Raw genomic sequence first — 19,596 nt, forward strand, 5'->3', positions numbered from 1 at the left:
TTTAAAAGAAAAGTGAATCTTACTATATAGGGCTGCTGCTACTTATGGAAATGGATAATATCATAAAGGGCTGTCTTAGGGGAGATCGAATCTGCCAAAAGGCATTATACGATCTACTTTCAGGGAAGATGATGGCAGTCTGTATGAGGTATTCTAAGCACCGAATGGAGGCAGAAGACTTGTTACAAGATGGTTTTATAAAAGTGTTTTTAAATTTAGATCAGTATAAATTTGAAGGGCCTTTTGAACAGTGGGTTCGTAGGATAATGATAAATAATGCCATTAAAAAGTACCATAAAAAAAGTAATCAATTTGAGAATACTGGATTAGATTCAATGGTTGAGCAGGGTGATACGATAAATGCTGTTAACGATTTGGAATATGGTGAATTAGTAACAATGGTTAATTCTTTACCAGATGGATATAGGTTAGTATTTAATTTGTATGCTATTGAAGGGTATAATCATGGAGAAATTTCAACATTATTACATATTGAAGAGAGCACTTCCAGATCCCAATTAGTTAAAGCTAGAAAATCTTTACAAGAAAAATTATTAAAAAGTCAAAAAACTAGAGTATGAATGATATAAATGGTCTTGAACATTTTACAGACCAATTATTTAGAGAGAAGTTGGTAGATGCTGTTGAGCCTGCTCAAGATCATCTTTGGGAGGGAATAGTGACCGCACTTAATCAAGAACAGAAAAAGAATAGAATATTTAATTTCGGTTGGATATATAAATTTTTGGTTAGTTTAATGATTTTGAGTCTTGGAGCTTTGGCTTTGTATTATTTTATCAATAAGAATAGTTCTAAGGACGAGCAAAATAAGAAGGAACAATTTAAAGAGGCAAGTTTCATTCAAGATAAAAATTTGACTTTTGAGTCAAATACGTATAATATTAACGAGTCTAAAAATAGTTTAAAGTCAGACAACTATAATGTAATAAGTGATAATAAGGTAGAACAAAAAGAGAATTATAGTCAAATTAGCAGTAATAAAAAAGTAAGCAATAAAAAAATTAGTGACTATAAGGCGGTTAAGAGGAATAAAGAACAAATGACGGTTAAAGGTTTTTCCGGTTTAGAGTCATCAAAAGGATTAAATGAATCTATAGATGAGGAAGCTAATTTGATTATTGGTAGCCAGGATTTATATCCTGGAATAATGGGTCAGGTTGAGAAGGTAGAGGAAAAGCAGAGCTTAATTAAGTATATGGTTAATTCTCCAAAAAAGATGAAAGTGACAGAAGAGAATCCATGTTTTGTTAAAAGAGAGACACATAAAAGATATTATCTTGATGTGTATTATGCTCCAGAAATATCTCAAAAAAGGATAAATTCAAAAAGTGAAACAGGTATAAAATATGCTAATGAACGAAATGGATCAGAAAGGTATGTAAATGCTTATTCATTTGGCTTTGGCGGTTCTATTGTTTTTCCAATTGGACTTTCATTAAGGACAGGGGTTAATTTTTCGACTATTAAAGAGCGTTTTGAATTTGTCAAGGAAAGACAAACAAAAAGTGTAATCATTAAAAATCCCCAGAATGAACCAATTGATACAATTACGGAAGAAATCATTATTCCTGGACATATTTATAATAAATATAGGTTTGTTGACATTCCAATTACAATTGGCTACGAAATTAATTTAGCAGATTTTAAATTTGCTGTAAATGGTGGTGTTGGAATTAATGTTACGACTAATCATGCTGGAAGTGTATATGCTTCTGACATTATGAAGCTACTTTCTCTGAAGGAAGAAAATGAAGCTGTTGCTTCAATATATAAAAAGAATGTAGGATTAAGCATTATTGGTAGTTTTGGGCTTAACTATAAGATAAATGACCGATTTATGATTTTAGCAGAACCTTCAATTAGGTATTATGTGGGTTCAATTGCATCATCATCTTATGCATTAACTCATAAGTATATGCAAGTCGGGTTAATAGCAGGAATTAGATATAGAATTAAATAACAAGAAGTCTTTTCTTTTAAAATAACCCGCAATTTTATTGTGGGTTTTTTTTTGTTTTAAATCCGTTTTTTGAATCAAAAAGATTTGAATTTTTTTGAACGTTATATGATTTTATTTGGCTTGGCTAAGTTTTGTTTCACGTGGAACAATTCATCTAATAACTACTTTTTTTAATGAATTTAATTAATAATCCTAGTAATTGATTATTTTATGTTCCTTTTTACAATCTAGGACAAAGGTATAAAGCGGTTAAGATTAATATTTGACGTTTAAGAATAAAATGCTTATTTGGTCTAATTAAATCAAGGAAGATCAAGAGTGCTAGATTAAAGATATAATTATTGAAACAATTGTTCCACGTGGAACAAACAGAAATGTAAATTTAAAAACACCGTTAAATATAGACAAAATGCGGTTTACTCTAAAGAAATTTGGAAAACAAGGTGAAAAAACTGGATGGACTTACATTGAATTTTCTGAAGTATTCATTCAAAGCCTAAATCCGGGAATAAGAAAAACATTTCGAGTTAAGGGTAAAATTGATGCTTATGAATTTAATGGTCTGAATTTACTTCCAATGGGAAGTGGTATATTTATAATGCCAATAAATCAAACGGTCCGTAGAAGGATAAAAAAGAAAGAAAGCGATACTGTTGAAATTGAAATTAATTTGGATTTGACAAGTTTTGAATTAGATAAAGACTTTATAGAGTATTTGGAAACAGAAAAAATTGCTTTTAAATTTTTTAATACGTTAACCAGATCTCACCAAAATTACTTTTCAAAATGGATTTCTTCTGCTAAAAGCCCAATAACTAAAGCTAATCGGATAAGTGAAACAATTATTGCATTATCAAAAAAGCAGAATTATTCCGAAATGATACGGTCAAAGAAACAAGCTAATTAGTTTTATTTTATAAAAGATGGACTATTCAAGGGGATATAAAAAAGTCCTTTATCTTTACTAAAAATTAATTTAAATTGTCAATTATAAAGTCCTTAGTTAAGGAAACAGCTATTTATGGGTTGAGTTATTCCTTAAGTCGAGTCATCAATTTTTTATTGATTACAACATACTTAACACATCGCGTTTTTATTAATCAAGATGGTTATTTTGCAATATATCAAGACATATATTTTTATATTGGACTTTTTCTAGGAATATTGACACTTAGAATGGAGACTACCTTTTTTAGGTTTGTTTCTGATGAGAAATATGAAAAAAAGATATATCCTCTTGCTTCTCAAATGGTTTGGTCTGCAAGTTTAATATTTTTAATAATTTGTTTTTTATTTTTTGATTCAATTAAAGGTTTTTTAAAATATCCTCATTTAGAAAAACATATTATTATTGGATTATTTATAATTGTATTAGACGTAATTGCTTCATTACCCTTTTCAAAATTAAGATTTAAGCAACAAGCACGAAAATATGCTTGGATAAAACTTGCATCTGTGATTTGCAATATCCTTTTAATTCTATTCGTTTTCGAAGGAATAAGTATCATTCAACCTGAATTTAGACCGTCTGACCAATTATCATCAGATAAACTATATTATATTTTACTTGCAAATTTATGTTCCAGTCTGCTGACAATATTTCAATTAAGACATGAATTATATGAAAGCTTTTTAAAAGTAGATTGGACTATGGCAGGGTTGGTTTTGAAGTATTCATGGCCTTTGATTATTGTCACTACTTCGTATTCGATTATTTTAAATGGATATACAAGTTTTCTTAAATATTTATTACCTGGGACAACAATTGATAATTTATCGAATAGTGATGGATATGCTGCAGCTGTGCGTTTAGCGGTTATTATGAATTTATTCGTTACTGCTTTTAATTATGCTGCAGAGCCATTTTTTTTTAGACATGCAAAAAACAAACAGGCACCAGAACTCTATGCTAAGGTCTCGTTATATTTTGTGATTACATGTTGTTTTATTTATTTATTTACTTGCTTATATATTGATGTTTTTGCTCAATTATTAGGTCCCAATTATAGGGGATCCATACATTTAGTATCCATATTATTAATCGCAAATATTTTTTCTGGTATATACACCAATTTTTCTTCTTGGTATAAATTAACTGATAAAACATTAACGGCTTCAATAATTAGCCTGTTCGGGTTATTATTAAATATAATTTTATATATCTTATTGATACCCCGTTTTGGTATTGATGCAGCAGCATGGATTGCCTGTTTAACATATTTATTCATTACCATTTGTTCATATGTTCAAGGGCAGAAAAAATTTCCCATTCCTTATCCATTAATTCGTATGAGCCTGTATTTGATCAGTGTAATTGTAATGGTGTTTCTATTAAAAGAAATTTATCATCTACTTCAACTTAGCTTTATTTTTTCTTCTTGTATTTCAATAATATGTATAGTGTTTTTTTCAATTTATGTGTATATCAATGAAATTAAAAAAGTCAATTTGATTTTTTAAATTGATATTTACCAAATATTCCGATAGTTTTATTTTTAGAATCTTGTATAACAGAAAAAGAAGTACATTCGACTAAATTAGAAAATAATATTTCGTTATTTGGGATACTAAAAAAAGATGAATTGATGCCTTCATTATTATCTCGACGACTGGAGAAAAGATTTGATGTTGTTTTAAATGTTCTAAATTCTGACGACCATGGTACGATATTTAAATTGGTTGCGATTAATTGTAGTTTAGGGCTTTTCTTTAAATATAATGCAAATGAATCTAAGTAAATAGTTAGGCGTTGAAAATCTCGTAATGTTAGTGGAGGAGGCGTATTACAAACACCAATGCATACACTATCATTATTTTCATTTTGAATCGTGCATAATAGTATTGGTTTGTTTTGGTAATTTAATGTGTCAACATGAATAAAGGGCAATTTCGAATAAATGCCTTTACCTAATGGATCAACTCTGAGTAGTGTGGTTTGGAAAGGATATTTTGTTTTATTTTTTAATCCAAAGTCAACCCAATCTGGTGTTAATTCCTCAATACAAATTATATCTGGATTTAGTTGTTGAAAAAGAAAAACATTTGATGTTAAATCTTCATTTCCAAGTGTAGGGTTAATAAAAACAATGCTAACGGAATTGAAAGATTCTTCATTCGAAAACCGAATTGAAGAATTAAATGAGGTTAATAAAAACAAGGCAATTAAGCCACAACATGAAAAAGAAACATAAAGTAAATCAGTCAGATTGAACATCAAACAACATATCCCTAAAAACAAACAAAAATACATCCAGTAAATAGCAAAGGGAGATATTTTTTTTATTAATATAAAATCAAATGGAAGTACAAATAATAATGTAATCAAACAAATGAGAATTATTGCAGTCCATTGTATTGAAGATTTATTAATTGAATTGAAAAAAGTATTCATTAAAAATGATAAATATTTTATTTTAGTTATTATCTACTTTAATATTTTCTTTAAAATGTTTTTTTGATCCATTGGGATGAATCAAAATCAAATTTAAAATATAATTGCCAGAAAAAACGGGTTTATTATTATTGTCTTCTCCAAACCAATTCATAAAATCTTTTGTAGCAATTAAATCTTGAGATATTGTTTTTATAAGAAATCCAGATAGATTGTAAATTTCTGCATTTATTTTGTATCCGGCCAAATCCAAATTAAATTGAATTGACAGCACATCTTGAAATCCATCTTGATTTGGACTAATAGTAGTATTTAATAACTGATATAGCTTGTGCTTATCATTTAAAAAAGTATCTATAAACTGACTATTTTTTAATCCTGGACTGCCATAATAAATTTGTTTTGATGCTGATTGCCAATTTTGAGCTTTATCAGAAACAAATGAAGGATTTATTTTTTCTAAAGAAATCCCTTCAGTTAAAGTTAACAGTGGATTGTGCCAATTTTTGTCATATGAAAAGGAATCAATTAACTTGAATGTAGTTTTATTAAAATAGGACAAGACAAGAGATCCTTTGTCATCATCCAACAAGGGCAAAGATGATTCTAGGATTAATGAAGAATCAGAATGGGGATATGATTCTATTGTGTTTTTTTTATTTGTGGCCAGTGCTAAATACGTATGAGGATAAATTAATTTATCATTATTAATTTTAATCCAATTGTTTTGCCATGAAGGGTTAGAAATATATAATTGATCTAACGATAATAATTTATTACTATTATTGTATATTTCAACATAATCTGATCCACCACTCTTTGGATTGAATAAAACTTCGTTCCACAATAAATCATTATATTCAGGAGTGGATGGTAATTCTATTAATGTATTTATGGTAATCATTTTATTTCCAATACAATCTAAAATATCTTTTAATGTAATGGTATAGGAAATACTATTTATTAAAGGTTCATCTAATAAAATAACTACTTCATTTTCAGAAAATGATATTAAGTCAATTGAGGCAACAGATCGTGATGGAAAAATATTATAATTCAATGGATTGGTGGCGCTATTTATATCCAAGACTTCATTAAATTTTAATTTAATTTCCCATTGACTTAATGGAATAGCATCTATTAATATTGGACCAGTTGAATCTTTAACAAGAGTTGTATATGAATTAGGCATACCTGGAGTTCCGCCAATTAAACTGCTTGATGGCCTCCAAACAAATTGTCCTTTACAAGATTGAAGGGTATTGGTTAATTCTAAACTATAACCTCCTTCTTTTTGAGCTGATGTTTCAAACCAAGAATCGGAATAATAAATTTCATCAAGAATTTCATCTTTTGAATTTTTTAGGATAATATAATCTCCTGAGTTATTTAGGCTTGGAAAATTATTTAAACCAACGACAGAACCAAACAATTTATAACTACTTGTATCTTTAATCGGACAACAGATAATAATTTCATTCGGATTGATGATATTATTTGAAAATTGAGCTTTTGAAGAACCACCATCTGAAACGGAGAGACCCTGTAAGTTTAATTTTTTATGTGTTGTATTTATTAATTCAATAAATTCTACTTCTGGTAAACCTATAGATGGCGAAGGGTCAGCTAAAAATTCATTAATTAACAGATCGCCTTTAATGGGCTCTTCTATTTTTTCATAAGTAAATGGTATCTCTTTTATATTAAAATTGGTATTGCCTTTTAAATCTTCTATATTATGATATTCAAGATGATATATTTGATTTGAAACAAAAAATTTCGAGAATGCAAGTTCATAAATAGAATTTGAACCACTGAGAAAAATGATTGAATCCGGATTTCCAATGGTGGGTACAGTATAATTTGAAACTAATAATGAAGATAACAAATCAATGGGTTCATTGAATTGAATGAGTATCTTATTTTCAGAAATTGCTTTTGCAGAAATAATTTCAGGGGCAGAGGTATCAATCCCGGAATGATAAATTAAGATATCATCAAAAGTAAATTTATCTTTTCTTGTTTCAGTATAGTTACACTCTAAACCAAAAAGGGCATTAGAAATTTGCACAGAAAAGGTATCTAGTATTAGTTGTTCAAAATTAAAGTTAGAGCCTCCTGAATAATCTGTTTCTATGCGCCAAGTTGTATCCGTAGCTTTATTTATTTTGAAACGGCAGATTGATGGATCAGTAGATAATTTGCCTATAGTGCCTGAACCAAGTAAAATAGTATTAGAATTATTTTTGAGAAAGAAATTCCATTTATCCAAATTTCCTGTTTCTCCTATTTCTATGAAGTAAGTAGAATTAAATAAAGGTTGAGATTGATCCATTAAGAAATAAATTCTGACTAGATTTGAAGAAGATGGAGCAAATTGTAAATTGACAAAAAACTCCCATGTTATCAATTCATCCTTATTTTGGTATGGTCTAGAGATAAATGATTTCCCGGCTGAAGGGGCTTGTAAATTTAACTGGTGCAAATTATTTATTATAAAATTCGAAGTATCACCGGACCATTCAAGTAAATTATCTTTATCGAAGGTTTCATTCCACTGGCTAAAGCCAAAGCAAGGTAACAATTCAAATATTATCAGGGAGAATCGTAATATTTTATACATACCCAAATAAATTTAGTAAAAATACATGAATGTTATGGAAGGACAAAATTATTCTTAATTTGAATACCATTACAAAATTCTCTATCAGTCAATAGCAAAATCGAATTCCTGCTTTTATAACTATCTAAGTACAATTTAAATTATCATTATATACCTTGCTAAATGAGTTCAATTTATATTATCTATTTAAATTTTTTAATGGCGGCATGGGTTTTCTTTCAATAAATTTTAATATCGATATCAAATGGGATTAAAAAGATAATTTTCGATATGAAGGCTTTTATTTCTAAGAGAATTATTAAAAAATACGGATAAAAGGAAAGATTTACAAAAAGGAAATGAATTAGATCTATTTGAATAAAATTGATTGGATATACAGAAGATATTTAGAGTCAATATAATTAATTTTAAATTTATCATGAATATTCCTTAAAAAAAGTGTGACTATTTATTGAGCTTATCCTAAAATATCTGTTTTTGTTATCTAGATTTCAATTTTTATTTAAAATGTTGTTTAAAACAAGTTATTTTTACTTCTAGCAATAGCTTTATACATGACATCAATGAAATTGATTATATATTATTAGGATTTGAATAGTCAGATTAGACCATTCATATAAAATATTTTAATTTTACAATTCATACCATATTTAAATTAATATTTGGTTATTTTCAATATAAAAAATATGTAATTTCTAAAAATGAAAATTAGTAATAGATATTTTCTTCGATTGATTTTAGGAACTATCATCTTTCAATTTTTTAGCAGCAAAAGCGTATTAGCCCAACTCAAATGTTGTTGTGGAGCAGCAATGGAAATTGATTTACCCGGTTTGGATTTTGAATTTGACCCGTATCCGCTTCCCTTAGGTTTTATTCCATATACAGCGGTTAGTTCTTTTGGGCCTTGGATTGTAACCCAAGGAGCAGTCGATCATGGAGACAAGGATTACTGTGGAGGACTTAGTTCTGGTAATCCGAATGGTCCTTCGACTTTTATGGATCTATATGGTTCTCCACCAACAGGTGGAGCTGCCGGAACGGTAATATACCCATTAACAGGGCTTATTCCAGGCAACACATATTATATTGAATTTTGGTATGCAACGTTTACCGCAAATGGAAATTTTTCAGCAAATTTAAAAATAGAAAATGGATCCTGGTTAAATGTTAGCTGGACAGCAAATAATCCAGGAAATGTTGTGTGGCTGAAGAAAACGTATTCATTTATAGCAAAAGCAACAACTTCGGTATTATCTTTTACTGATACAGGATCTAGTTCTTCTATAATTCAAATTGGAATGTTGCTAGATGACATTAAAATTTTTTCTTGTCCAGGAGATCAAGAAGGACCAATGGTCAATAATCCACCAGAGGATACTGAAGTTTCATGTGACAAAGAGATACCTATAATTCCAATATTAACGTTTTCAGATAATTGTGATATAAATCCAAAAGTTAGTTTTACAGAAAAGATTGAAATTATAAATCCATGCTATAAAAAACTTACCAGAACATGGCGCATGGAAGATGCGTGTGGCAACATTAATAACGAAGAACAAATCATTGACATTATAGATAAAAATCCACCCCAATATATAAAATTGCCTGAGAGTAAAATGGTATATTGTGAAGAAGATGTCACAAAAGAATTTAATGATTGGATTAAATTAAATGGGAATGCAATTGCGATAGATGAATGTGATAAAGTGAGTTGGAGACAAGTAATTAATCATACTCTAAATAAAAGTTGTGATAGTGTTAAGGTTGATTTTATAGCAACAGATCAGTGTGGACAAGAAAATCAAGAGAGTGCTTATTTTATTGTAAGAGATACAATTATTCCAAAATTTGTTATCAGACCACAAGACAAGAATATTGTATGTAAGCCCAATAAATTAGACTCATTAAATGTGTGGTTACAAAGTTATGGCAATTCAAGAACGGGAAAAGATTGTGATACTGTAATTATGAGATATCAATATGATGGGGATATAACAAAAAACCCAATTCAAGTAATGTTTTATACATCAGACAGATGTGGAAACATAGATAGTAGTATAGCAAGTTTTAGCTATAGAGCAGGAAATGATACATTTCAAATTACAGATTATTCTTGTAGTTATATTAAAAATTCAAAAGATACTATTATTTATAGTACTAATGAGTGCGATAGCATTGTAATCATAGATAGGATAAAAAGAAATTCAGATAGTGTAGTATTAATAAGAATGACTTGTGACTCGAGTCAAAAAATATTGGATACCCTACGATTAACAAATGTATATGGATGTGATTCAATTATTTTTTTGCAGTATAAAATAGAAGCAAAACATCAAAATATAATCAAAAAATATGATTGTGAATTAACTCAATATAAAACGGATACCATTATATTACAAGGTCAATTTTGTGATTCATTAAGCATCACAGAACAAATACCGTTGAGAAGAGACAGTGTAAAAATTGAAAGAATAAGTTGTGATAAATCAATGGAAGGAACTACAACGAATCATTTTATAAATAATTTGGGTTGTGATAGTATAGTAGTAATAAATACCATTTATCGAGCCCAACAGATTACGAGATTAGTTAAGCAAGAGTGTGGTTTATTGCAATCTTATATAGACACGAACAAAATAGTAACAGCTAATTGTGACAGTCTGATAATCACAGATCATATTGGAATTCCATTAGATAGTACGAGGATTGATGGATTAACGTGCGATACCAATAAAGTTGGTGTATTTATAAAGAAATTAATCAATCGATTGGGTTGTGACAGTATCGTTATTGAAACCAAACAATTGGCAAAAACGAATTATATAAATATTGCAAAAACGACATGCAAATTATCAGAGGCAGGTAAAGAAACAGAGTTACTCATAAATAGTTATGGGTGTGATAGTATAATAGAAACCGTAACAACATTTATTCCTTCAGACACAAATCATATTATTCAGTACACTTGTGATGTATTGAAAATTGGAATCGACACTGCTCGATATATTACAAAATTATGCGATAGTTTAATTATTACTGATTACCGATTTAAAGCAGGAGACACGGTTGAAATAAGTCAATATACTTGTGATTTATCAAAAACAAGAAAAGATACAACGTGGTTAAAAAACAGAATTGGATGTGATAGCATTATTTACAGCGATATACAATACCGTCCATTAAAACTGGAATATGCAATAGATTCTATAGGATGTTATAATGAAAAAAACGGCAAAATTAGAATTCTAAATAGTATCGATTTTAAAGAACCGTATGAACTTTATGTTAATGGAACAAACTATAACAATGAAAATGAAATTACAAACCTGGCTAGTGGAAGGTATGAAATATATATAAAGGATCAAAGATCATGTTATAGAGATTCAGTGAAAATAGAATTTGTAAATCCAGAAGAATTAAAAACAGAATTAGGACAGGACAAGGAAATAGAAAGCGGTACGCGAGTAAAAGTTAATTTGCAAACGAACAAGACTTTGGTTAATATTTATTGGACACCAAAAAATATCAGCAATTGTATAAATTGTAATGAAATAGAAATATTGATAGATCAAGACACATGGATATATAGTCAAGGAATTGATGAACATGGATGTATAAGTTTAGATTCTATATATATACGAATAAAGAAATCTAAAAAAGTATATGCACCAAATGTAATCTCTCCAAATGGAGATCAAATAAATGATTATTTTTTCATCCAAGGCGAAGAGGGATCTATAGTAAAAACATTAGTCATATATGATCGATGGGGAGAGAAGATATTTGAGGCGATTAACAGGCCAATTAATTCACCAAATTCTGGATGGGATGGAACATTCCATTCAAAAGAATTAACACCTGGTGTTTATGTGTATTATGCTCTAGTTCTGACTGAGGGAAAGAATAATGAAATATTCGGTGAAATAACACTATTAAAATAATAGATCAATGAATAAAGAATATAATAATTCAATTCACTAATAAAAATAGAAAACAAAAAGAATTTTGAAAAAAATTAAAATTAATTCTTACAAAATTAAAAATGATATAATTATTATTAGTTTATTTTTATTATTTGCTGTTTTTGCTCAAATATTGTCAGCTCAAGTTAAATGTTGTTGTGGCAGTCCAAAAGAATTAGATTTTCCAGGATTAGATTTTGAATTAAGTCCACTACCACCTTTAGGATGGTTTAATAATTATCAAGTAGGAAGTACATTGGGTGATTGGTTGATCATTTCAGGAGCAATTGACCATGTTGATAAAGAACATTATTTTAATACTAGTTCTGGTAATCCAAATGGACCTTCAAATTATGTAGATTTATTTGGTTCCCCAGGTTCTTCAGGTACTATGATTTATCCATTAACGGGTTTAACACCGGGCTTCCTTTACACAATTGAATTTTATTATGCAAAATTCAATTTACCAGGAAGATTTATAGCCAATTTGAGTATAGGAAACGGCACATGGTTAAACGTTAATTGGACAGCAGGGAATCCCGGAAATAGTATTTGGCTTAAAGCTTCTTATAATTTTACGGCTCAAGCCTCTAGTACTAATCTACAATTTAAAGATATAAGTGGAATAACCACTTCAGGCGGAATTGGAGTATTAATTGATGATATTAAAATATTTGAATGTCCAGGTGATTTAGAAAAACCAATGGTCATTAATCCACCAGAGGATATTGAGGTATCATGTGAAAAAGATGTACCAGCGACACCAACATTAATGTTTAGTGATAATTGTGATGTAAATCCAAAAGTTAGTTTTACAGAAAAGATTGAAATTATAAATCCATGCTATAAAAAACTTACCAGAACATGGCGAATGGAAGATGCGTGTGGCAACATTAATAACGAAGAACAAATCATTGACATTATAGATAAAAATCCACCCCAATATATAAAATTGCCTGAGAGTAAAATGGTATATTGTGAAGAAGATGTCACAAAAGAATTTAATGATTGGATTAAATTAAATGGGAATGCAATTGCGATAGATGAATGTGATAAAGTGAGTTGGAGACAAGTAATTAATCATACTCTAAATAAAAGTTGTGATAGTGTTAAGGTTGATTTTATAGCAACAGATCAGTGTGGACAAGAAAATCAAGAGAGTGCTTATTTTATTGTAAGAGATACAATTATTCCAAAATTTGTTATCAGACCACAAGACAAGAATATTGTATGTAAGCCCAATAAATTAGACTCATTAAATGTGTGGTTACAAAGTTATGGCAATTCAACAATTGGTAAAGATTGTGATACTGTGATTATGAGCTATCAATATGATGGGGATATAACAAAAAACCCAATTCATGTAATGTTTTATACATCAGATAGATGTGGAAACATAGATAGCAGTATGGCAAGTTTTAGCTATAGAGCAGGAAATGATACATTTCAAATTACAGATTATTCATGTAGTTATATTAGAAATTCAAAAGATACCATTATTTATCATACTAGTGAATGTGATAGTGTTGTAATCACAGAAAGGATAAAAAGAAATTCAGATAGTGTAGTATTAATAAGAATGACTTGTGACTCGAGTCAAAAAATATTGGATACCCTACGATTAACAAATGTATATGGATGTGATTCAATTATTTTTTTGCAGTATAAAATAGAAGCAAAACATCAAAATATAATCAAAAAATATGATTGTCAATTAACTCAATATAAAACGGATACCATTATATTACAAGGTCAATTTTGTGATTCATTAATCATCACAGAACAAATACCGTTGAGAAGAGACAGTGTAAAAATTGAAAGAATAAGTTGTGATAAATCAATGGAAGGAACTACAACGAATCATTTTATAAATAATTTGGGTTGTGATAGTATAGTAGTAATAAATACCATTTATCGAGCCCAACAGATTACAAGATTAGTTAAGCAAGAGTGTGGTTTATTGCAATCTTATATAGACACGAACAAAATAGTAACAGCTAATTGTGACAGTCTGATAATCACAGATCATATTGGAATTCCATTAGATAGTACGAGGATTGATGGATTAACCTGCGATTCCAATGAAGTTGGTGTATTTATAAAGAAATTAATCAATCGATTGGGTTGTGACAGTATCGTTATTGAAACCAAACAATTGGCAAAAACGAATTATATAAATATTGTAAAAACGACATGCAAATTATCAGAGGCAGGTAAAGAAACAGAGGTACTCATAAATAGTTATGGGTGTGATAGTATAATAGAAACCGTAACAACATTTATTCCTTCAGACACAAATCATATTATTCAGTACACTTGTGATGTATTGAAAATTGGAATCGACACTGCTCGATATATTACAAAATTATGCGATAGTTTAATTATTACTGATTACCGATTTAAAGCAGGAGACATGGTTGAAATAAGTCAATATACTTGTGATTTATCAAAAACAAGAAAAGATACAACGTGGTTAAAAAACAGAATTGGATGTGATAGCATTATTTACAGCGATATACAATATCGTCCATTAAAACTGGAATATGCAATAGATTCTATAGGATGTTATAATGAAAAAAACGGCAAAATTAGAATTCTAAATAGTAGCGATTTTAAAGAACCGTATGAACTTTATGTTAATGGAACAAACTATAACAATGAAAATGAAATTACAAACCTAGCTAGTGGAAGGTATGAAATATATATAAAGGATCAAAGATCATGTTATAGTGATTCAGTGAAAATAGAATTTGTAAATCCAGAAGAATTAAAAACAGAATTAGGACAGGACAAGGAAATAGAAAGCGGTACGCGAGTAAAAGTTAATTTGCAAACGAACAAGACTTTGGTTAATATTTATTGGACACCAAAAAATATCAGCAATTGTATAAATTGTAATGAAATAGAAATATTGATAGATCAAGACACATGGATATATAGTCAAGGAATTGATGAACATGGATGTATAAGTTTAGATTCTATATATATACGAATAAAGAAATCTAAAAAAGTATATGCACCAAATGTAATCTCTCCAAATGGAGATCAAATAAATGATTATTTTTTCATCCAAGGCGAAGAGGGATCTATAGTAAAAACATTAGTCATATATGATCGATGGGGCGAGAAGATATTTGAAGCGATTAACGAACCAATTAATTCACCGAATTCAAGATGGGATGGAACATTCCATTCACAAGAATTAACACCTGGTGTGTATGTGTATTATGCACAGGTGAAAACAGAAAAGGATATTGTTGAATTATTTGGGGAAATTACATTATTAAGATGAGTATTTTATTTAATGATTCTTTTATATTTAAAACGATCTTGTTATAATATTTTATATTATTAAAGGAAAGAAAGTATCTACCTCTTATTTTCAATTCAATTAATAGGTTTAACAATTAATTTATAAATGGCATAAATTAAAGTTGTAAGAATGGCAGAAACAGTCTTATTTTTACAGTTTAAATAGAAAATTTTAAAGTAGATAATGCGAGTAGCTATAGTTGGAGTCACAGGAATGGTGGGAAGAAAGATTCTCAATGTACTTGAGGAAGTTAATTTTCCAATTTCTCAATTAATTCCGGTTGCTTCTGATCGTTCCGTAGGAAAAACCCTCCATTGGAAGGGACAGGAATATACGATCTATAGTATGGAAAAGGCGATTAATATGAAACCACAAATTGCCTTATTTTCAGCAGGTGGAAGCACATCTTTAGAATGGGCACCAAAATTTGTAGAGGTTGGTTGTTTTGTAATTGATAATTCTTCAGCTTTTAGAATGGAAACAGATATTCCTTTGGTTGTTCCAGAAATTAATTCAAATGTGATAAATCAAGAAACTAAGTTAATAGCAAACCCAAATTGTTCAACGATACAATTAGTTATGGTTTTGAACCCACTCCATTCAAAATATAAATTAAAAAGATTAGTTATTTCGACCTATCAATCCTTTACGGGAACAGGAATGAAGGCAGTTCATCAATATGAAACTGAAAGAGATGGTAAGGATAGCCTAGAAAATAGAGTTTATGCGCATCCTATATTTGAAAATTGCATTCCACAATGTGATGTTTTTATAGATAATGACTATACAAAGGAAGAAATGAAAATGGTTAACGAAACGCGAAAGATACTAAATGATGATCAAATTAGAATAACAGCAACTGCTGTTCGCGTTCCAGTTCATGGAGGCCATTCAGAATCTGTTAATATTGAATTTTATAATCAAGTTGAGATTAATGAAATAAAAAAAATTTTAAATAACACCAAAGGGGTCATTTTAATGGATAATCCAAAGCAATCCATATATCCGACACCATTGCAAGCTAAGGAAAAAAATGAAGTTTTAGTTGGTAGGATTAGAGTGGATGAATCACAAGACAATACTATAAATCTATGGATTTGTGCGGATAACCTTAGAAAGGGAGCTGCAACAAATGCTGTCCAAATAGCTCAATATATTGTTAATCAACATTATATATAATTTTATTTTTTTATAAATTAAAATTGAAAGGAAATTTTAATTAAAAAGGAGTCAATATCCTTTGTTTATTCCTGATTTGGATAGATTTTTGCTAATATTAAGTTACATTTATTAAATTAAAAAGTATAAAAAAATCAAATATTTAAAATTATTGAAATAATAATATAAGCGAGTAAGATGAGAACAAGATTGGTTATTTGGGGAACAAACGCAGAGGATGAAAAAGTACTTTTAGGAATTTCTTTGAATGTAGATGATAATAAGATTGAAATTAATATCATACCTGAGAAATTATGTACAGAACATTTTTATAATCAAATGATGAGTCAATGGCGAGAAGGAGCAAATCTTGAAATGCCAGTGGAAACGGTCCAACGCACAATAGAATTAACAATGTCAGAAAGTATTCTTCCAGAAGACTTACGTGTTGAAAGAACGGATGTAATACAAAGAGCGCAAATGGAATGGCATTTTGTGGTTTTGTCGTCAAAATTATACAGAAATTTTAAAAATGATTTAGAAGAACTTTCTAATAAAATAAAAAGATTAGAAGTATATGACAATGATTTATGGAATGATTTGAAACAATTTTGGGAACATGTACAAAAGCATATTTATGATAAAAATTTATTAAGAGATCATTCTGATTCATTAAGGGAAAAGTCAAATTCGTTATTTGAAGAACTCAAAAAACTTCGGAAGATTTATGCGAATGAATTTTCTCAAAAATCTAAAGAAACGGCCTCTGGAATTATTAAAAAACTGGAAAAAATAGAGGAACGAATTAATAATGGATCTGCATTACAGCCTTTATTTAATGAATTAAAAGATATACAAAGTGAGTATAAAGCTCTTACATTGACTAAAGAAGATCGAGATTTAATATTTGTACGAATTGATCAATTATTCAATTTAATTAGAGAAAAGAGAGAACATAAAACAAAAAGCGCTACTAACCAAGAATCGAATACAGAAGAACGAATTAATAAAAGATATAAAGGATTAATTCAAGTTATTCGGACAATGGAAGGTTCAATATCTCGAGATCGGAAAGATATAGAATATGAAACGAAACGAATTCAAACGACTACAGAACAATTGGAATCTCAAATCAGAGTTGCTAAAATTAGAATGATTGAAGACAGGATTCGATCTAAGCAAGAAAAACTGGAAGAATTATTAAAAACTAAAGTGAATCTTGAAAAAGTAACTGAAAATATTAAAAAAAGAGCTGAAAGACAAGAACAAAAAAATTTAGATAATGCCCGTTTAAAAGAGGAAGAAAATAAAATTAAAGCCAAAATTACTAATGAAATTCAAACAGCCCAAGATGCCATTCAGGTTGAAGAGGAAAAATTACTCCAAGCAGCAGCCAAAATAAAGGAAGGTAGGAGGAATAAAAAAATAGTATTAGAAAATAAAGATCAATCCGATATTCAGAATTCAGAAGCACAAAAAACTTTGGATGATCAACAAGAAAACAAAACGGATATTTCTAATCCCTTGACGGAAGAGGAAAAAAGGGAAGAGGAATAGTAAATCAAGGTCAATTCATGATAAGCAAAGAAGTAATAATAGGGTCAAATCCATTGACATTAAAGGAAATTGAAAGTATACTTTTTAGTAAGTATAAAATAAGTTTGTCTGACAAGGCTTTAAAGACGGTATCTGATTCTTATCAATTTTTAATTAATTTTTCAAAAGGGAAATTGATTTATGGAATTAATACAGGTTTTGGTCCAATGGCTCAATACAAAATTGGAGAAGAGAATCTAAAAAAACTACAATATAATTTAATTCGGAGTCATTGTGCTGGTACCGGAGATCTATTGACGGAACTTGATACCAAGGCCCTAATGATTGCCAGATTAAATTCCTTAATGTTGGGTTATTCTGGTGTACACACAGATTTAGTTTACTTATTAATGCAACTCATCAATAAGAATATTTTTCCTCTTGTTTATCAACATGGTGGAGTTGGCGCTAGTGGAGACCTAGTACAATTGGCTCATTTAGCATTAGCTTTGATTGGAGAAGGCCAAGTTAAACATAAAGGAAGTATAATCATTACAGATCTGTTATTTAAGAAAGAAAAACTTAAAGCATTATCTATTTATAAACGAGAAGGAATAGCAGTATTAAATGGTACATCAGCTATGACAGGAATCGGGTGTATTAATTTAATTTATTCGAAAAAATTGTTAAACTGGGCAATTATCCTGTCAACATTAATTAATGAGATAGCAGAAGCATATGATGACCATTTTTCAAAAGAATTAAATCAAGTTAAAAAGCATGAGGGGCAGAATTATGTTGCCAATAAAATGCGATTAATGTCTCAAGGAAGTCAATTAATAAAAAGACGTTCAGATGTATTATATAATAAACAAATTGACGAGCATATTTTAATTGATAAAGTTCAAGAATATTATTCGCTTCGATGTGTTCCTCAAATTCTAGGCCCTATATATGAAACCATTATTAAGGCAGAAGAAGTAGTAATAAACGAAATTAATTCAGTAAATGACAACCCAATTATAGATAAAAAAAATAAAGATGTATATCATGGAGGAAATTTTCATGGTGATTATGTTGCACTAGAAATGGATAAATTGAAAATTGCAATTACAAAATTATCTATGTTATCTGAACGACAGCTTAATTATTTATTGAACGATAAATTAAATCAAAAATTGACCCCATTTCTAAATCTTGGTACATTAGGGTTAAATTATGGGCTTCAAGGAATGCAATTTACTGCAACATCAACAGTAGCGGAATCACAGACATTAAGTATGCCAAATTATATACACAGTATTCCTAATAATAATGACAATCAGGATATTGTAAGCATGGGCACAAATGGATCATTACTAACCAGAAAAGTTATTGATAATGCATTTGAAGTTTTAGCAATTCACACTATTGCAGTTATGCAGGCTATTGATGTCATTGATTGTAGTAAAAAGTTATCTCCAAAAGGATTCAGTATTTATAAATCTTTTAGGAAAGTTTGTTCAAAAACAATAGAGGATAAACCGCTGTCTTCATCAATTGGTACTGCTATTATTTTTTTAAAGGAAAGTAATTTATCAGATATATAAATTTTTATTATTCATTAATAAGAATATTATCACAAAGAAC

Annotated in this window: 11 protein-coding genes; 9 read left to right on the forward strand and 2 right to left on the reverse strand. The window is 29.1% G+C overall.

All coding sequences use genetic code 11. The features are described 5' to 3' along the window. Window positions 1-44: 44 nt before the first annotated feature. The 4 genes from IPK88_06140 (at window position 45) to IPK88_06155 (ending at window position 4,441) form a co-directional block, all read left to right on the forward strand. Window positions 45-581, forward strand: coding sequence for an RNA polymerase sigma factor (locus IPK88_06140; GenBank protein ID MBK8242983.1), 537 nt, complete (start codon window positions 45-47; stop codon window positions 579-581). Then, a complete protein-coding gene (locus IPK88_06145; GenBank protein MBK8242984.1) occupies window positions 578-1,981 on the forward strand; it encodes a hypothetical protein in 1,404 nt (467 codons plus the stop codon). Before IPK88_06140 ends, IPK88_06145 begins: the two co-directional genes overlap by 4 nt. Window positions 1,982-2,390: 409 nt before the next feature. After that, a complete protein-coding gene (locus IPK88_06150) occupies window positions 2,391-2,888 on the forward strand; it encodes a DUF1905 domain-containing protein (GenBank protein MBK8242985.1) in 498 nt (165 codons plus the stop codon). Window positions 2,889-2,962: 74 nt separating this feature from the next. Continuing rightward, window positions 2,963-4,441, forward strand: a complete 1,479-nt coding sequence (locus IPK88_06155) for a polysaccharide biosynthesis C-terminal domain-containing protein (protein ID MBK8242986.1) — start codon at window positions 2,963-2,965, stop codon at window positions 4,439-4,441. Here IPK88_06155 and IPK88_06160 read toward each other — a convergent pair. Both IPK88_06160 and IPK88_06165 read right to left on the reverse strand, forming a co-directional pair. Next, a complete protein-coding gene (locus IPK88_06160) occupies window positions 4,425-5,372 on the reverse strand; it encodes an endonuclease/exonuclease/phosphatase family protein (protein ID MBK8242987.1) in 948 nt (315 codons plus the stop codon). The genes IPK88_06155 and IPK88_06160 overlap by 17 nt on opposite strands. Window positions 5,373-5,394: 22 nt before the next feature. After that, window positions 5,395-7,995 carry a lamin tail domain-containing protein gene (locus tag IPK88_06165; protein MBK8242988.1) on the reverse strand — a complete coding sequence of 867 codons (2,601 nt, stop codon included), beginning with the start codon at window positions 7,993-7,995 and terminating at the stop codon, window positions 5,395-5,397. A gap of 701 nt (window positions 7,996-8,696) precedes the next feature. On the opposite strand from IPK88_06165, the gene IPK88_06170 reads away from it, so the two are divergent. The 5 genes from IPK88_06170 to IPK88_06190 all read left to right on the forward strand — a co-directional run bounded on the left by IPK88_06170 (window position 8,697) and on the right by IPK88_06190 (window position 19,556). Next, a complete protein-coding gene (locus IPK88_06170) occupies window positions 8,697-11,939 on the forward strand; it encodes a gliding motility-associated C-terminal domain-containing protein (GenBank protein MBK8242989.1) in 3,243 nt (1,080 codons plus the stop codon). A 64-nt stretch (window positions 11,940-12,003) separates the two neighbouring features. Then, complete coding sequence (locus IPK88_06175; protein MBK8242990.1) at window positions 12,004-15,252, forward strand: gliding motility-associated C-terminal domain-containing protein; 3,249 nt, start codon at window positions 12,004-12,006, stop codon at window positions 15,250-15,252. A gap of 204 nt (window positions 15,253-15,456) precedes the next feature. Then, window positions 15,457-16,452, forward strand: a complete 996-nt coding sequence (locus IPK88_06180; GenBank protein ID MBK8242991.1) for an aspartate-semialdehyde dehydrogenase — start codon at window positions 15,457-15,459, stop codon at window positions 16,450-16,452. A gap of 177 nt (window positions 16,453-16,629) precedes the next feature. Further along, complete coding sequence (locus IPK88_06185) at window positions 16,630-17,988, forward strand: hypothetical protein (GenBank protein MBK8242992.1); 1,359 nt, start codon at window positions 16,630-16,632, stop codon at window positions 17,986-17,988. Window positions 17,989-18,005: 17 nt separating this feature from the next. Beyond that, the gene (locus IPK88_06190; GenBank protein ID MBK8242993.1) at window positions 18,006-19,556 is read left to right on the forward strand and encodes an aromatic amino acid lyase; all 1,551 of its coding nucleotides are present in this window, start codon (window positions 18,006-18,008) and stop codon (window positions 19,554-19,556) included. Window positions 19,557-19,596: the final 40 nt, after the last annotated feature.

It is taken from the genome of Candidatus Defluviibacterium haderslevense (assembly GCA_016712225.1).
Lineage (GTDB): Bacteria > Bacteroidota > Bacteroidia > Chitinophagales > Saprospiraceae > Vicinibacter > Vicinibacter haderslevensis.

Coding starts and splice junctions, on each gene's coding strand:
- IPK88_06170 (MBK8242989.1), top strand. CDS start 8,697: ATGAAAATTAGTAATAGATATTTTCTTCGATTGATTTTAGGAACTATC.
- IPK88_06140 (MBK8242983.1), top strand. CDS start 45: ATGGAAATGGATAATATCATAAAGGGCTGTCTTAGGGGAGATCGAATC.
- IPK88_06165 (MBK8242988.1), bottom strand. CDS start 7,995: ATGTATAAAATATTACGATTCTCCCTGATAATATTTGAATTGTTACCT.
- IPK88_06160 (MBK8242987.1), bottom strand. CDS start 5,372: ATGAATACTTTTTTCAATTCAATTAATAAATCTTCAATACAATGGACT.
- IPK88_06150 (MBK8242985.1), top strand. CDS start 2,391: ATGCGGTTTACTCTAAAGAAATTTGGAAAACAAGGTGAAAAAACTGGA.
- IPK88_06180 (MBK8242991.1), top strand. CDS start 15,457: ATGCGAGTAGCTATAGTTGGAGTCACAGGAATGGTGGGAAGAAAGATT.
- IPK88_06145 (MBK8242984.1), top strand. CDS start 578: ATGAATGATATAAATGGTCTTGAACATTTTACAGACCAATTATTTAGA.
- IPK88_06185 (MBK8242992.1), top strand. CDS start 16,630: ATGAGAACAAGATTGGTTATTTGGGGAACAAACGCAGAGGATGAAAAA.
- IPK88_06190 (MBK8242993.1), top strand. CDS start 18,006: ATGATAAGCAAAGAAGTAATAATAGGGTCAAATCCATTGACATTAAAG.